This window comes from Nannocystis bainbridge, from assembly GCF_028368995.1.
In the GTDB taxonomy this organism is placed as follows: domain Bacteria; phylum Myxococcota_A; class Polyangia; order Nannocystales; family Nannocystaceae; genus Nannocystis; species Nannocystis bainbridge.
The window spans coordinates 868866-884531 of the sequence record NZ_JAQNDL010000003.1 but is presented as its reverse complement, the minus strand read 5'-3'; the positions used below and the strand labels follow the sequence as shown (position 1 = coordinate 884531).

The following is a 15666-nucleotide window of genomic DNA, read 5'->3' as shown; positions in this document are numbered from 1 at the left end:
CAAGCAGCGTGCCCGCGGATGCTGCGATCGAATGGTGCGTGAGGACAAAGGGATGACCGCGTATTGCCCTGTTTCGTCGCTTATCGTGCAAAGAAGGGAGTGGGTCCTCGGCATGGTGAAGCGAGCTCCGCGACAACCTCCCGCAAGGTTGGCGCTGCGGCAGTGTTGTGATTCGCAGCGTGGGCCGCGCGAAGTGTCGCGCGCATAACATGCGTTGTAGACGTTCGCGCGGACCTTCTGCATAGCACGCGGTGCCTCGATTGTTTCGTGGGGGCTCGGAGCGAGCGAGCGGTCGAGGTCGGTGCGATGGAATGCGTGCAGGTGGCGCTCGGCTCGGTTGAGTCCGGTGGAATGCGTGCATCGCGGCGCTCTGGTCGGATGAGCTCGGCGCTGTGGAACGAGTTCTATTGCTTGCTCGAGCTCCGCACGTGCGGCGAGGTGGCACGAATGCGAATGCCGGTGTCGACGGGGTGCGAGTGTGTGGGGACCGGCACGCGCGGCGAGGTGGCACGAATGCGGGTGCCGGTGTCGACGGCCGGTGCGAGCGCGTGGAGATCGGCACGCCCGGCGAAGTGGCACGAATGCGCGTGGCGGTTTGCTGCGAAGTCAGGCGCGAGCCCGAGGACCGGCAAGCGCGGCCAGGTGGCACGAGTGCACGCGGCTGAGCGCGCGGGACCGGCAGGCGCGGAGAGGTTGCAGCGCGAGGACCGACAAGCGCGGCCAGGTGGCGCGAATGCGTGCCGGTGACGGCGACGGCCGGCGCGGGCGTGCGGGCCTCGGCCTTGAGGTCCGCCCGTTGGCGACGGCCGGCGCGTGCGTGCGGGCCTCGGCCTTGAGGTCCGCCCGTTGGCGACGGCCAGCGCGAGCGTGCGGGCCTCGGCCATAGGTCCGCCCGTCGGCGAAGGCGGGCCCGAGCGTGCGGGCCTCGGCAATGGGTCCGCGCGCCGGCGACGTGGCTCTCGTCGGCGGCGCGCGGTCGCGGGCGCGCTACTCCGCCGGTACGGCTGCGGGCGGCGCAGCGGCGGCGGCGGGGCGGCTGCAGGGGTTCTTCGGGCTCAGGCCCTCCTCGTCGCTCTCGGTCTCGCTCTGGCGCCGCTGCTGGACCGCGCGCAGGACGACGCGGGCGCTCAGCAGGCTGGGCTGGGCGGCCAGGGCCTCGCGGGCGCAGCGCTCGGCGTCGAGGAACCACTCCTTGGTGAGGTAGAGCGAGGCCATGCTGGCGAGGCTCGGGCCGTAGTCGGGCGCGTAGGTCAGCGCCTTGCGGTACGACTGCTCGGCCAGCTTGAGGTCGCCGCCGGTCTGGGCGATCCGGCCGATCATGTCCCAGGCGGGGGCGTGGGTGGTGTCGCGCAGGTGGGCCCGCTCGAACCGGCCGCGCGCGTCCTCGGTGCTGCCGCGCTGCAGCATGACGAAGGCGTCGCGCCACAGCTGACGGGCCATCTCGCGCGCCCGGGCGTCGCCGCTGGTGCCGCGCTGCGGGGCCTCGAAGCCGGCCACCTCGGCCAGCACGCGGGCGCGCTGGCGGGTCTGCTCGGCGGTGGCGGCGTCGAGGTCGGCGCGCAGGCGCTCGAGCTCGGGGCCGCGCGAGGCTGTCTCTTTGGCCAGGGCCTTGAGGTCAGCCTCGACGAGCGGGCGGGCCTGGGCGGCGGCGGTCAGCTCGGCGGTCAGCTCGGCGTGGCGCTGGCCCACGCCGGTGAGGCGGGCGCCGAGGCCGGGCAGCTCGGCGGCGACGGCGACGAAGTTGGTGAGGTCGGCGGGCTCGTTGTCGCGGCCGCGCGGGCTGAAGCGCGCCATGTCGGCGATCACGCCGCGGGCGGCCTGGATGTCGTCGGCGAGGCCGACGAGCTCGACGTCGAGGCCGCGCGCCTGAGCCCGCAGGCGCTCGACCGCATAGTTGCCCTCGGCCCGGGCGAGCGACTGCTCGAGGTCCTCGCGGGTCTGGCTGGCGGCCGCGAGCTCGGCCTCGACGCCGGTCTTCTGGCCCTCGAGGCCCTGGTAGGTGGCCAGCGCCCACTGCACGCCGAACCAGGCGGCGACGCCGAGGCCGGCCAGCAGGAGCAGCAGCAGGGCGACGCGGCGGGCGCGACGGCGGCGGCGCTGGGCCTCGAACCATGCGGCGTTGGAGATCCGCATCGGCTCGACCATGCGGTCGTGCGCGAGCTCGTACCAGCGGGTCCCGAGCCGCTCCTCGGCGCGCACGATCCGCTCCTGCTCGAGGCGGTCGACCAGCTTGTTGAGGAGGCCGGCGGTGTGGCGCTTGCCGCGGACGACGGCGCTGCGGCCGCCCTCGGGGGTCAGCAGCTTGTCGCCGATGAAGCGGCGGATCTTGGCCTCGGAGCGCCAGCCGGCGCGGGCGCGGGCGATGCCGGCGTCGACGTAGCGGACCAGCGCCTCGTCGGGGTCGCGCGGCTTGGCCATCGCGCCGCTCTTGCCGCCGCGGCGCCACTTCTCGTCGCACGCGAGCTGCAGCTGGATCGGCTCGACGAACTCGCTCGGGACCAGGGCGATCTTGCCGAAGGTGCGCACGCGCCGGTGGGCCAGGTCGGTCGCCAGCTTCTCGGCGTCGGGCCGGGCGAACATGCCGCCGGCGGCGTGGGTCATGACCTCGATCGCGGCCGGGCGGCGCAGCGGGTCGAGGCGGAAGCGGATCCGCAGGAGGTCGGGCAGCAGCGCGGCGTAGCGCTCGAGCTCGGCCAGCTCCTCGTCGCGGATCGCCAGACAGACCCGCACCGGCCGCTCCTCGATCCCGCGCTCGGGCTTGGCGAGGCAGTCGACCAGCTCGCGCAGGAACGCCTCGCGCTGCTCCCACTGGGTGGTGTGGGTGTTGAAGAGATCTTCGAACTGGTCGATGACGAGGGCCAGCGGCCGCTCGGGCCGCGGGTCCTCCATCGCCTCGAGGTACGAGGTGATGGTGTGCTTGGCGACGCCGTCGAGGTCGCCGTGGTGCCAGTGCATCAGCACGTTGGCGCTGTAGATGTTGCGCAGGTGGACCGGGTTGGTGCCGGGCGGCAGCAGCCCGCCGGGGCGCGCGATCGGCATGACCATGAAGCCGGCGCGCTCGAGCTCGGGCACCAGGCCGGCCGCCAGCAGCGAGGTCTTGCCGGCGCCGGTCGGGCCGTAGAGCACCGTGAGGCGGTTGGCGATCACCAGGGCCGCGAGGTCGCGGCGCTCGCCGGCGCGGCCGTAAAAGCGGTCGCGCTCGCCGGCCTCGTAGGGGCGGGGTCCGGGGAAGGGGCTCTGCGGGCCTGATTTGGGTGCGGACATGGACCTCCGGGGCTCAGTCGTGGTCGCGGAGCCAGCGCTCGCGCAGCTCCTGCAGGAAGTCGCGAGGTGTCCCCCAGTACAGCTTGATGTGCTGCGCGCCGAAGTGACGCTCGAGGTAGTGGATCGCGGCGTCGTTGCCCTCGGGACGGACGTGGACCGACAGCGTGCCGTCCTGCAGGCCGCGGTAGTCGGCGCCGCCGAGGCTGCGGGCGAGGGCGCGGAAGTTGGCGTCGGTCAGCGGCTGACCGATGAACAGCAGCGGCCCGCCGCGGAGCGCCCGCTGGACCGGCGGCGGCAGCAGGCCGGGGTGGCGCGCGGTGGCGACGAACAGGTCGTAGTGGTCGGTCTCGGTCAGCACCAGCGACTGCGGGAAGGCGGCCTGACCCAGCAGGTGGAACACGAACGGCTCGTCGGCCGAGGGCTGGTAATAGGGGTCAGCCTCGAACGGGGTCGGCAGGGCGGCCGAGCGCAGGGTCTCTTGCCAGCGGCAGAAATCGAGGCGGGGCTTCCGCGCGGTGCGCCGCTCGTCGCGGCGGAGCTGCGCGCCGCGCAGGGCTTGCGCGAGCAGATCGTCGTAGCCGGTGGTGATGTACGTCGAGAACGGCAGGTCGGCGAGCAGCTGCAGCACGTCGTCGGGCTCGACGGCGTCGGCGTCGGCCAGCGCCTTGGCCAGCTCCTCGCGCAGCCAGCGGGGGCCCTTCTCGAGCTCGAGGTACTGGGCCACGCGCGGCAGGTTCCAGCGGTCCTCGAGCGGGTACTGATAGGCATCGGCCCACCGCATCGCCAGGTCGCCCGGCAGCGGCAGCCGACCGAGCGCGACGCCCGGTCCGAGGAAGGGCGTGCATTCGCCTCGCTCGATCCGCGACAGAAGCTGGCTCCATTCGGCGTCGGTCAACTGCGAGGGCATGCTTCGGCTCCCGCGCCAACGTTACACGGACGCTCGCGGCGCCGCGAGTCCCCTGGCGGCCCCAGACCCCATATGATTGCGACCGCCGGGGCCGGCGCCGCCGGGGCCGGGCGGCGGGGCGTTCGTGCTAACTTTGGCGAATGCAGCGCGATGAGGCAGATCCGCCGCGAGCGGGGGCCGCTGGACCCCCATCGGCGACGAATCTGGCTCAAAATACAGGTATGCTGCGAGGCTTCGCCGACGCCGTGCCGCACCTGCTGTGGACCTTCGGCGGCCTAGGGGACCTGGAATTCGTCAATGCGGCCTGGTTTCGCTACGCCGGGGTGCCGGACCGGCTCGCCCCCGTGGAGGTGATGGCCCGGGTGATCCACCCTGACGACCTGCAGGCGCTGGCCGCTCGCCACGCCGAGGCGCTCGGCAAGGGGGAGCCCTACGAGTGCGAGATCCGGGCCCGGCGCCGCGACGGCGACCTCCGGTGGCACCGCGCCCGCGTCGAGCCGGTCAGCCCGCCATCCGGGCCCGTCGAGCGGTGGGTCGGCACCGCCACCGACATCCACGCGACCCGCGAGCGCGTGGGCCAGAGCCGCGAGCTGGCGTCGGCGCTGATGGCGTTCCAGGGCGGCGACCAGGTGCGGGCCCAGCTCGACGCCCTGTTCGAGGGGGCGTCGGTCGGGCTGGCGCTGCTGGACCGCGAGCTGAAGTACGTGCGGGTCAACCGGGCGCTGGCGGAGCTGAACGGGCTGTCGCCGGAGTCGCACCTGGGCCGCACGCCGGCCGAGATCTCGCCGAACCTGGCGGGGGCGATGCCGATGATGGAAGAGGTGCTGCGGACCGGGGCGCCGTACACGATCGACCGCTTCACGCTGTACGGCGAGCGCATGTGGTACGTGTGCTTCCAGCCGGTGCGCACCCGCGGCGTGGTGACCGGGGTGGCCGCGACGGTGTTCGAGCTGACCGAGCGCGTGCGGGCCGAGGAGGGCTACGAGCTGGTCAACCGCGCCACCAACGAGGCGCTGCGCGACTGGGACGTGAAGACCGGCGAGACCCGCTGGAACGCGGCGATCAAGACCCGCTTCGGCTACCGCGCCGACGAGGTCGAGGACGACATGAATTGGTGGCTGGCGCGGATCCACGGCGACGACCGCGAGCGGGTCGCCGCCGGGGTCGAGCGCGCGATCAAGGACGGCGCCGAGCGCTGGGCCGAGGAGTACCGGTTCGCCCGCAGCGACGGCAGCTTCGTCCGCGTGCTCGACCGCGGCTGGATCGCCCGCGACCCGAACGGCCGGCCGACGCGCATGGTCGCCTCGATGTTCGACGTCAGCGAGCACCGGCGCGCCGAGACCGAGCTGACGGCGATCCTCGACGGGGCCCAGATCGGCTTCGCGGTGTTCGACCGCGGGCTCCGCTACCGCCGCATCAACCGGGCGCTGGCGGCGATCAACGACCTGCCGGTCGAGATCCACCACGGGCACAAGCTGGCCGACGTGGTCCCGTGGGTGGCGCCGGTGATCGAGCCGATGCTCGAGCGGGTCCGCGACCGCGGCGAGACGATCACCGACATCGAGGTGTCGGTGATGCTGCCGCAGCGCCACGGGCTGCCGGGCCACTTCCTCGTCAGCTTTTACCCGTGGGTGCTCGAGGGCAACATCGAGGGCATCGTCGAGACGGTGCTCGACATCACCGAGCGCAAGCGGGCCGAGGAGGCGATGGCGCTGCTGGCCGAGGCGGGGCGCGTGCTGGCCGAGTCGCTCGACGGCGACGCGACGCTGGCGCGGGTGGTCGACCTGGTGGTGCCGAGCTTCGGCGACTGGTGTGTGATCCACCTGCGCCGCGACGACGGCTCGCTGGCGGTCCCGGCGGCGGCCCACATCGACCCGGCGATGCAGGCCCGCCTGCGCGCCTACGTGGCCGCGCAGGGCCGGTTGCCGTACGACCGCAACGGCGAGCACACCTACGCGCGGGTGATGGCGAGCGGGCGCTCGCTGTTCTTGCCCGACGCCGACGCGCTGGTGCCGGAGATCGCCCGCGACGCCGAGCACATGGCGGCCCTGACGGCGCTGGCGGTGCGCTCGGCGGCGGTGGTGCCGTTGCCGGTCCAGGGGGCGATCCTCGGCACGCTGTCGGTCGGCACGTGGAAGGGCTCGGGGCGGCTCTACGACAGCCACGACCTGGCGCTGGCCGAGGAGCTCGGGCGCCGCATCGCCCTGGCCCTCGACAACGCGCGGCTGCTCGAGCTGTCCCGCCGCGAGCGCGCCCGCGTCGACGCGGCCAACCGGGCCAAGGACGAATTCCTCGCGGTCGTGTCGCACGAGCTGCGCACCCCGCTGCAGGCGATCCTCGGCTGGTCGCGGGTGCTGCGGCGCACGGGGCTGAGCGAGGAGCAGCGACAAAAGGCGATCGACGCCATCGATCGCAACGCGTCGGCGCAGGCGGGCCTCATCAAGGACCTGCTCGACACCACCCGCATCATCACCGGCAAGCTGCAGCTGCGGGTCGGCCCGGCCGAGCTGGTTCAGATCGCCGAGGCCGCGCTCGACATCGTCCGCCCGGCCGCCGAGGCGAAGGGCGTGCGCCTGGCGTTCTGGCCCGAGCCGCCGGTGCTGCCGGTGCTGTGCGACGCGGAGCGCGTGCAGCAGATCCTGTGGAACCTGCTGAGCAACGCGGTCAAGTTCACCGAGCGCGGCGGCAAGGTCGACCTGACGGTGATCCAGAGCGGGCGCAATCAGGTGGTGATCACCGTCCGCGACACCGGCCGCGGGATCGGTGCCGAGTTCCTGCCGCACATCTTCGACAAGTTCCGCCAGGAGGACTCGGGCACGACGCGCCAGCACGGCGGGCTCGGGCTCGGGCTGGCGATCGTGCGTCACCTGGTCGAGGGCCACGGGGGCACGATCCAGGCCCACAGCGAGGGGGTCGGCCAGGGGGCGGAGTTCGTGGTCCGCCTGCCGACCCGCGCGAGCGCGCCGGGCAGCGTCAGCGCGGTGGCCCCGGGCGCCGTCCAGGGCCCGCCGCTGGGCCCCGCCGGGCCGCGCGACGCCGATCTGCGCGGGCTGAAGATCCTCATCGTCGACGACGAACGCGACGCGCGCGAGCTGGTCGCGGCGTTCCTGCAGCCGACCGGCGCGGTGGTGCTGACGGCCGAGAACGGCGAGCAAGCGCTGACGCTGGTCGGCCGCGAGCGACCCGACGTGATCGTGTCCGACATCGCCATGCCCGGTGAGGACGGCTACGACTGGATGCGCCGCCTGCGTCAGCGACCGAGCGACGACGGCGGGCGCACGCCGGCGCTGGCGCTGACCGCCTACGCGCGGCTCGAGGACCGCACGCGGGCGCTGCTGGCGGGCTATCAGAAGCACCTCGGCAAGCCGTGCGAGCCGCTCGACCTGGTGACGGCGATCTGCGAGCTCGCCGGCCGCGACGGCCGCTGACAGCCGCTGCTTGATGCAAAGCGCACAGGGCCGATGGTGCGGCTCACTCGCCGGGCGCAACAGCATGCGCGGAGCTCGTCTCGCACGCCGTGACGGCGCGTGAGTGACGAGCTCGCAGCGCTCGTCGCCCCGCGATGCGGAGCGGCGGACGCTCCCGCGGCTCACTCGCCGAGGTGGTGGATCATCAGGCCGTAGTAATATTCGGGGATGTCGAACGACTGGCAGAACCCGCCCTGGCCGTCCTGGGCCTCGTCGTAGTGCTTGCGGGCGATGCTGGCGCCGACGCGGTACGGCGCGGACTCGCCGATCACCAGGCTGTGGAGGGCCAGCACCAGGGCCGTTTCGTCGCCGTGGGTGAACTCGACGCCGATCGTCTCGCTCATGTTGTCGCAGTCGATCACCGTCGGGCACACGCCCTCCTGGCGGGTCATGCTCAGCGGGGCGAAGAACTGCTCGGCGTTGGGCGGCGTGAGCGTCTCGCCGAGCACGCCGCCGAGCAGGAGGGTGCCGTCGGGGGCCGGCCGGCGCACGGTGAACCATTCGCTCTGGCCGAACGACTGCACCATGCGGTAGTCGAAGGCGAGCGCGTCGCCGACCGCGAACTCGGTCAGCGGGCCGTCGAGCTCGAGGCGGAGCTGCACGAGCTGCTCGCCGCACGCGAGCGCCACGTCGGCCCCGTGCGGGTGGGTCTCGATGTCGCTGACCTCGCAGTCGGCGGCGAAGCCCTCGCCGACCAGCGCGGGCTCGAAGCTGAAGGTCGCCGACTCCCAGGTCGGCTCGCCCGGGCCGTCGCAGGCCGGCGGCTCGTCGGGGCCGGTGTCGCTGTCGCCGCTCGAGGTCGCGGTGCCGATCGGCCCGGTGTCGTCGCTCGAGGTCGCGGTGGCGACCGGCCCGGTGTCGTCAGGGTTGCCGGTCTCGACGGTGGTGCCGGCGTCGGCGGTGGTGGTGTCGTCGCCGGTGGTCGCGTCACCGGTCTCTTCGCCGTCGGTGGCGGTGTATTGCCCGAGATCTCCCTTGGGCGGGAGGCAGCCGAATGCGAGCAGGGCGGGCAGGGTGACGAGGATGCGATGGAGGGTCTGCATGGTAGTGTTATTCCGTGGGGGTCTTAGGGTTGGTATCAATCGATGTAAGGATGAAATTCGGCGCGGCGCATGGCGTCGCTCGATCGCCGCGGGTCGTTTCGAATTCAGCGCGACGGGAGCGGCGTCCTCATGGTGAGCGTGCGCGACGGAGGGCCCACGCCGGGGCGCGGAGTCGCGGTCCGCGGGACGGCCGCGGCCAGGAGGCCGGGATGATCGCGCGAGGGAGCGGCCAGGAGGGACATGCGCGGGTGATTTCCCGGCACCCGACCACTTCCGTGAGGGGCTCCGCGAAATTTGTCGGCGGGCCGGGGCCAGGGCCGCGCTAGTCTCCCGGGCGTGACAGCCCTCGTCCTCGCGCTCGTCGCCGCGCTGCCTGCGCAAGCGGCCGAGCTGACCTGGCGCGGCGATCCGCGCTGTCCGCAAGCTGGCTTTCAGGACAGCCTGGCGCGCTACCTGGCCGGCGCCGCCGAGTCGCGGCCGGTCCGCGTGACCGTCGACGTGCGCCGCGAGGGCGAGGGCCGCTGGTCGGCCACGCTCGAGCTCGAGGCGGCGGAGGGCCGCAGCAAGCGGACCCTGCGCGGGCGCTCGTGCGCGGAGATCGGCGACGCGGCGGCGTTCGTGACCGCGGTGGTGGTCGACCCGGGCGTGCTGTCGCGCCCGGCCGACGGGGCGATCGTGCCGGCCGCGCCGGTGACGGAGGCTGGCGATGTGGACATGCCCTCGGGGACAGGTTCTTCCGGACCTGCGCCGATGGACATGTCCTCCGGGGCAGACGCGGGCGAGGCTGCGCCGGGCGCGAGTGACATGTCCTCGGGGACCTATGCGGGCGACGCCGCGGCGGGTGAGGTGTCCGCGGCGACATCGACGACGCCGGGCGCGAGTGAGCTGTCCCCGGGGACAGCCGCGGAGGAGCCGGCCGCGGAGGATGTCCGTGCGGACAGGTCCGGGAGGCCAGCTCATCCGAGCGCCCGTCCGCGCGGGTTCGTGCGGGTCGCGGGCGGGCTCGAGGCGCTGGGCATGCCGCGCTTGGGGCCGACGTTCGGGCTCGCGGGCGGGCTTTTGGGGCGGCGCTGGCGGGTCGAGATCACCGGCCTCTACCGCGCGCCGACGACCGAGTACACGCAGGTCGATCCGCAGGCCGGGGCGAAGGTGCGGCTGTGGACCGTCGGCGCGCGCGGCTGCGGGGTGCCGCGGGCCGGGCGGGTCGAGTTTCCGCTGTGCGGCGGGCTCGAGGCCGGGCAGGCGATCGGCGCCGGGGTCGGGTTCCCGGGCGGGCGGACCGACCGGATCGCGTGGCTCGCGGTGGTGTTCGGGCCCGCGGTCGCGTGGGCGCCGCGGCCGTGGCTGGCGCTGTGGTTCGGCGTCGACCTCGGCGTGCCGCTGCTCGGCGGGACCTTCGGCGCGGTCGGGCTCGGGCCCATGTTCACGATCGCGCCGGTGTCGCTGCGGGCGGCCCTGGGGCTCGAATTCCGGTTCGGGCGCTGAGCTCACGGATCTGCGGCGAGCCGGGAAATCATCAGCAGGTCCGACGTGAAGCAGACCGGCGCCCACGACACGAGCCCCCGACCGAGCGCGACGCCGACGCTCGAGCAGGTCTATCGCGACCACGCGGACTTCGTGTGGCGGCTGCTCCGTAACTTCGGGGTCGAGGGGGCCGGCCGCGACGACGCGTTCCATGAGGTCTTCCTGGTCGTGCACCGCCGGCTCGGCGACTACGACGGGCGCGCGAGCCTGCCGTCGTGGCTGTTCGGGATCACCCGCAACGTGGTGCTGCACCACCGGCGCAGCCACGCCCGCCACCTGCGCCGGCTGACCGTCGCGCCCGAGCCCAGCGGCGGGCCGACGCCCGACGACGTGATCGCGGTCCAGGAGGCGCGGGCGCTCATCGATCGCTTCCTCGCCACCTTGCCCGAGGAGCACCGCCTGGTGTTCATGCTCGCCGAGCTCGAGGGCCTGCGAGTGCCCGAGATCGCCGAACAGCTCGGCGTCAACCTCAACACCCTCTATTCCCGTCTCAACAGCGCGCGCCGGCGATTCGCCAGCTTCGTCGCCGGAGGTCGCGATGGATCCGCAGAATCTTGATGAGGAGAAGTGCCGCGACCTCGTCGCTGCTTACCGGCGCGAGCGCATGCCCACGGGCGCCCGCGCCGACGCGTGGGTCCGTTTGCAGGCGGCGATCGCCGACGAGGAAGTGGCCCCGCAGGCGGCGCCGTCGGGGCGGCGGCGCGACCTGGTGTGGGGCGCCGTGCTGGTCGCGGCCGCGGTGCTGATCTTGATCGTCGGGGCGCGCGAGCGCCTGGCGCAGCGGGCCGCCGGCGATCCGCACAGCCAGGCGGCTCACGACGCGGCGGCCACGGGCACCGGCGCGGAGGCGACGAACGTGCAGGGCGAGCCGCGGCCGAGGGGCGACGAAGCGCCGGCGACCGTGACGGAGCCGGCGGCGCTCGAGCCGGCGCCGGAGTCTCGACCGCGGCCGGCGAGCCCGCGCGCGGCGGATGTCCCGAAGGACATGCCGGCGCTGGACGCCGAGCTGGCGCTGCTGCGGACCGCTCGCGCGGCGCTCGGGCGCAAGGACCCGGCCGCGGCGCTCACGGCGTTGGAGCAGCACGCGCGCGGGTTCCCCTCGGGCCACCTGGTCGAGGAGCGCATGCTGCTGCGCGCGCAGGCCCAGTGCGAGCTCGGTCAGCGCGACGCGGCCCGGGCGACGGCGGCCGAGCTGGTGCGAACATTCCCGGATTCGCCGCACGCGCGCACGGTCGCGGGCCTGTGCGCGGATTGAAGCAGGCCGTGAATCGTCGCGCGCGCGGTCGCTTCGCCGACCGGGCTGCTCTACACTCGGCGCCCACGAATGGGCACGACCAGAGATGAACCATCGGGGCGCGCTGTCCTGGTCTGCCCCGCGTGTGAGGCGTCGTTGACGACGCCGCTGCGCGCAGTCCCCGATCCGCGGCTGTTCGCCCCGCCGCCTGCGATCCGTCGTCAGGGGATCCAGGCGACCCAGGGCTTCTGGCGCCGGGCGGAGCCGGGGGAGCTGTCGCAGGGCGTACCGACGGACCCGTTCCCCGTCTCGATCCATCCCCACGATCTCGTCGCCCCCCAGGTGGAGACCAGCGGCGGCGGGTGCTGCGGCGTCTACTCCGAGGACGGGAGCGCCAACCTCCACTGCCGTTGCGGTGCCCCGGTGGGCGTGGTGGTCGACGAGTGCGTCTTCGACGTGGAGGTGCGCCTCGGCGCGCTGTGGCGGGTCGGCGGTGACGACGAGGTCGGCGTCGGCGAGCTCGCCGACGATCGCGTGCGCCGCAGCCTCGATCGCTGGTCCGGCGTCCGCTTCGCGGGCCCACCGGTCTCGATGGACACCTCCTGGGAGTGGACGGCGAGCGAGGTCCCGACGCGCCGCGAGGTCGAGCACCTCGAGCTCCACCTGACCGCCGGGGACGAGGGCGTGGCGCTGCATGCGGTGGTCGACGGGCACGCGATCGCGCTGCCCCTCGCTGCCATCGATCTGCTGCGAGCCATCGCCCTCGAGCGGCTCCCCGTGGGCAACGAGGGGCTCGCCCTCCGCTACGACCTGCTGTTGTCGCAGCGCGAGAACCGGGTGATTTCGTCCTGGGGGCTGTTGCGGCGGGGCAAGGACGTCGAGCTCGTCGAGAGCCCGGCCTCGACCACCTATCCGACGGGCTTCGACGTCTACGAGCTCTCGCGCATGCCGCTCGCCGAGGCTCGTGCGATCGGCGTCGTGATGGGCCGCGAGAGCGAGCCCAGGGGCTGGCGCTTCTCCGAGGCCGCGCTGCTGCGCGCCTGGTCGGCGGCGATCGCTGCGTGCGACCCGGAGCGCCTGCCTGCTTCGGGGTAGCGCCGGCGCCGGGCCAGGGCGAGAGTCGCCAGACATGTCCTTCGGGTCATGTCACCGGCCGAACGCGAACTGCCAGCGGATCACCACGTCCGCGTCGGCCCCGGACCATGAGGTGTGGCGGACCAGCGCGTCGATGATGCAGCGCTCGACCTCCGGGTGGGCCAGCCGTGAGGAGACGATCTTGACCGAATCGAGCGCGCCCGCGGCCGAGACCGCGAGGTCGACGACGACCGCGCCGGCGAGCTCGGGCCGGTCGGCGAGGGCGCGGGCGTAGCAGTATTCGACGCGGGGCTTGGCGCTGAATAGGCCGGAATTGATGTTGTTGGGGCCGCGCGATTTGGGCACGACCGACAGCGGCTTGGGCCCGTGCGGGTCCCAAAGGATCGAGACGGTGCGATCGGGCGGGCCGAGCTGGGCTTGCATGTCGGCGGCGTCGACGAGCACGTGCGGCCTGCAGGTGCCGGCGAGGGCCACGGCGACGGTCGACCACGGGGTGGTGTCGGTGGCGACGACCATGGGCGGCAAGCCGTTGTCGGGCCGCTCGCGCGCGTCGGCCTCGATGGTGGTCGCGTGCAAATAGGGGTAGCTGCCGAGCGCGGTCGTGCCGGTGCGCATGCGCAGCGTGGCGCCGTCGGCAGCGAGCACGAGGGCGCCGACGCGCTGGTGGGCGGGCATGCGCGACAGCTGCGAGGCGGTCGGCGAGCTGGCGGCGATCTGCGGGGTGACGGTCGGGATGCGGTAGAGCGGAGCGGTCTCGCGGTCGTGGCTGGCGACGATGCCGAGGCGGATCTCGGGGCGCTGCGCCAGCGCGGCCAGCAGCGGGCGCACGGCCGCGAACGGGGTGGTGGCGTCGATCGCCAGTTCGAGGCTGGGGTCGCGCTCGTCGGCCAGGGCGGCGAGCTGTTGTTGCAAGGCGGCGAGATCGACGATGCGGTCGTCGAGGGCCATGCGATCGCCGGCGAGCACGAGGCGGTAGGCGTGGCGTGCGTGGTGATCGGGGCAGTTGGAGTGCAGCCCGGGCAAGGTGACGTCGGGCAGCTGGGCGAGCTCGGCGCGGCGGCTGCACGCGAGCGGATCGCCGGCCTCGCACGGGCCCGCGAGCACGCGCGCGGCCTCGGACGGGCGCAGGGCGTCGGCGAGCAGGTCGGCGAGGGCGAGCGGCAGCATGCGCCGCAGGGCGGGGGCGTGCGCGGCGGTGGTGGGATCGGCCGCGACGCAGGTCAGCGATGATTCGCCGGCGGCGAGCAGGAGGTCGAGCGATTGGCCGGTGGGCACGGCGGCGGGCAGTCGAGCCTTGTCGAGGGCGTCGATCGCCTGAGACGTGAAGGCACGGGCGCAGACGAGGCCGGGCGAGGGCGGCGCGGGAGCAGGGGTCGGTTCGCCGCGAGTCGCGGGCTCGGGTCGGGTCGCGGCGATCGCCTCGCCGTCGTCGAACACGAGCTCGCCGCGCAACCGCGAGCCGTCGCGCGCGAGGTCGAAGGCGGCGCGGCGATGGCCCAGCAACGCCTCGGGGACGAAGGGGCGGAGCAGGGGCGCGAGCACGGACAGATCGAGGCGCGCGGCGACGAGGCCCGACGGTTCGGTGGTGTCGGCGAACACGACGCGCGGGTCGGCGCCGACGCCGACGAACACGCGCTGACGATCGCCGGCGAGCTCGGCCTGCAGCGTGAATTCGTGGCCGAGGTTGGTGATGGCGGGGCGGCCGAATTCCTGCAGCAGCGAGGTGTCGGCGGCGGCGGCGAGGTCGAGGGCGATCGCGCCGCGCAGGTCGTCGGCGGCGCCGGCGAGCGCGAGCTGGGCGGTGAACGCCGCGGGGATGTGGATGCGCGGGCCCTGCAGCGCCGAGAGAGGTGTCCCGAAGACCATGTACGGAAGGACATCCTGGCAATCGAGCAGCGCGGTCGCGGCGTCGATCGGTCGCCCGGCGATCGGGTCGGGCGGATCGGCGAGGGTCAGCCGCACCGCGACGCTGGCGACCGCGGGGCCGCGCATTGCCAGTGGTTCGCGGGCCACCGGCGGCTCGGCGAGGGCCTGCGCGCCGGTGGCGGTGAGATCGGCCGAGGCGCGCAGGCGCAGGCCGTGCGGATCGGCGGTCGCGGTGAACAGCCAGTCCTCGAGGTCGACGGCGCCGTCGCCGAGCGCTCGCTCGCAGCTCAGCAGGCCGGCCAGGGCGGCGCGGCGCCGCTGGCCAGCCTCGACGTGGCTGACCTGCGCGAGCGCGTCGACGTCGGCGCGGGCGCGCTGCCACTGCAGCAGCGCTGGCAGCACGCGCGGGCGCAGCAGCACGGCCAGCGGCTCGCCGCTGGCGGCTGCCTGCGCGAGGCCAGCGGTGCGCGCCGCGGGGGATGGACTCGCCCGCAGCAGCTCGCCGCGCAGCGCGGACGGGACGGCCTCGATCGGCGTGCCCGCCGGCGCGAGCGCGTGCTGCAGCGCGACGATGCGCACGGCGTCGGCGGTGGGCACGACGGCCGCGAGATCGCCGGAGCCGAGCACCCACGCTCGCGCGCCCGCGGTCCCGGCGGCCAGGGCCGGATCTTGCCGCCCGCGGCCGTCGAACCACTGCGCGAGCGCGTCGGCGAGGCCGGCGGGATCGAGGGCCGGGAGCACGAGCTCGTGCCGCAACCCGGGCAGCGCGCCGGGTCGCCGCGCCAGCTCGGCGGCGAGCAGGCCGGCCGGCGCGGCGAGGGCCGGCTCGTCGAGCGCGAGCACCAGCGGGCGCGCCGGGTCGAGGCCGGGCAGCGGCGGCGCGGCGGACGAGGCTGTCCCGAAGAGCATGTGCAAAAAGACAGATGGCTGGCCGGCCAGCAGCAGGGCGGCGCGCGCGGGCCTCTGGGCGTCGCTGCGCGGCAGGAGCGGGGCCAGGCGAGCGGCGGTCGCCGGCCATGTGTCTTGCCGGATCACGGCGACGAGGGCGGCGCGCTCGCCGAGCGACTCGAGGGCCGTCAGCGTCCACGGGTCCGTCGCCGGGGCCTCGGCGGGCGCGCCGTCGCGGGGCGCAGAATCACCGGCGCGGTCGCAGGCCGAGCCGACGAGGGCGGCCGAGAGGACCGCGAGCGCGGCGAGGCGGGGCGAGGACGGCATCGAGCGCCAGGATGGCACAGGCCGCACTTCCGCACGAGGTCGCGTCGTGGC

9 protein-coding genes are annotated in these 15666 nt (G+C 74.1%); 5 read left to right on the top strand and 4 right to left on the bottom strand.

Annotation, left to right across the window (positions count from 1 at the left end; translation table 11 throughout):
- Window positions 1-987: 987 nt before the first annotated feature.
- Window positions 988-3264 carry an nSTAND1 domain-containing NTPase gene (locus POL25_RS28845; RefSeq protein ID WP_272089451.1) on the bottom strand — a complete coding sequence of 759 codons (2277 nt, stop codon included), beginning with the start codon at window positions 3262-3264 and terminating at the stop codon, window positions 988-990.
- 13 nt (window positions 3265-3277) lie between these two features.
- Window positions 3278-4171: an SIR2 family protein gene (locus POL25_RS28840; RefSeq protein WP_272089450.1), complete on the bottom strand. Its 894-nt coding sequence runs from the start codon at window positions 4169-4171 to the stop codon at window positions 3278-3280.
- 221 nt (window positions 4172-4392) lie between these two features.
- Between POL25_RS28840 and POL25_RS28835 the strand changes: the two genes are divergently transcribed.
- The gene (locus POL25_RS28835; protein WP_272089449.1) at window positions 4393-7599 is read left to right on the top strand and encodes a PAS domain-containing hybrid sensor histidine kinase/response regulator; all 3207 of its coding nucleotides are present in this window, start codon (window positions 4393-4395) and stop codon (window positions 7597-7599) included.
- Between the two features lie 161 nt (window positions 7600-7760).
- On the opposite strand, the gene POL25_RS28830 is transcribed toward POL25_RS28835, so the two are convergent.
- Window positions 7761-8681, bottom strand: coding sequence for a hypothetical protein (locus tag POL25_RS28830; protein WP_272089448.1), 921 nt, complete (start codon window positions 8679-8681; stop codon window positions 7761-7763).
- Window positions 8682-9017: 336 nt separating this feature from the next.
- Between POL25_RS28830 and POL25_RS28825 the strand changes: the two genes are divergently transcribed.
- The 4 genes from POL25_RS28825 (at window position 9018) to POL25_RS28810 (ending at window position 12534) form a co-directional block, all read left to right on the top strand.
- On the top strand, window positions 9018-10166 hold the full coding sequence (locus POL25_RS28825) for a hypothetical protein (RefSeq protein WP_272089447.1): 1149 nt from the start codon (window positions 9018-9020) through the stop codon (window positions 10164-10166).
- Between the two features lie 45 nt (window positions 10167-10211).
- Window positions 10212-10763: an RNA polymerase sigma factor gene (locus POL25_RS28820; RefSeq protein ID WP_272089446.1), complete on the top strand. Its 552-nt coding sequence runs from the start codon at window positions 10212-10214 to the stop codon at window positions 10761-10763.
- Window positions 10744-11460 carry a tetratricopeptide repeat protein gene (locus tag POL25_RS28815; protein ID WP_272089445.1) on the top strand — a complete coding sequence of 239 codons (717 nt, stop codon included), beginning with the start codon at window positions 10744-10746 and terminating at the stop codon, window positions 11458-11460. The genes POL25_RS28820 and POL25_RS28815 overlap by 20 nt, the downstream gene beginning before the upstream one ends.
- Before the next feature lie 135 nt (window positions 11461-11595).
- The gene (locus tag POL25_RS28810) at window positions 11596-12534 is read left to right on the top strand and encodes a hypothetical protein (RefSeq protein WP_272089444.1); all 939 of its coding nucleotides are present in this window, start codon (window positions 11596-11598) and stop codon (window positions 12532-12534) included.
- Between the two features lie 51 nt (window positions 12535-12585).
- Here POL25_RS28810 and POL25_RS28805 read toward each other — a convergent pair whose 3' ends face one another.
- The gene (locus POL25_RS28805; RefSeq protein ID WP_272089443.1) at window positions 12586-15615 is read right to left on the bottom strand and encodes an AgmX/PglI C-terminal domain-containing protein; all 3030 of its coding nucleotides are present in this window, start codon (window positions 15613-15615) and stop codon (window positions 12586-12588) included.
- Window positions 15616-15666: the final 51 nt, after the last annotated feature.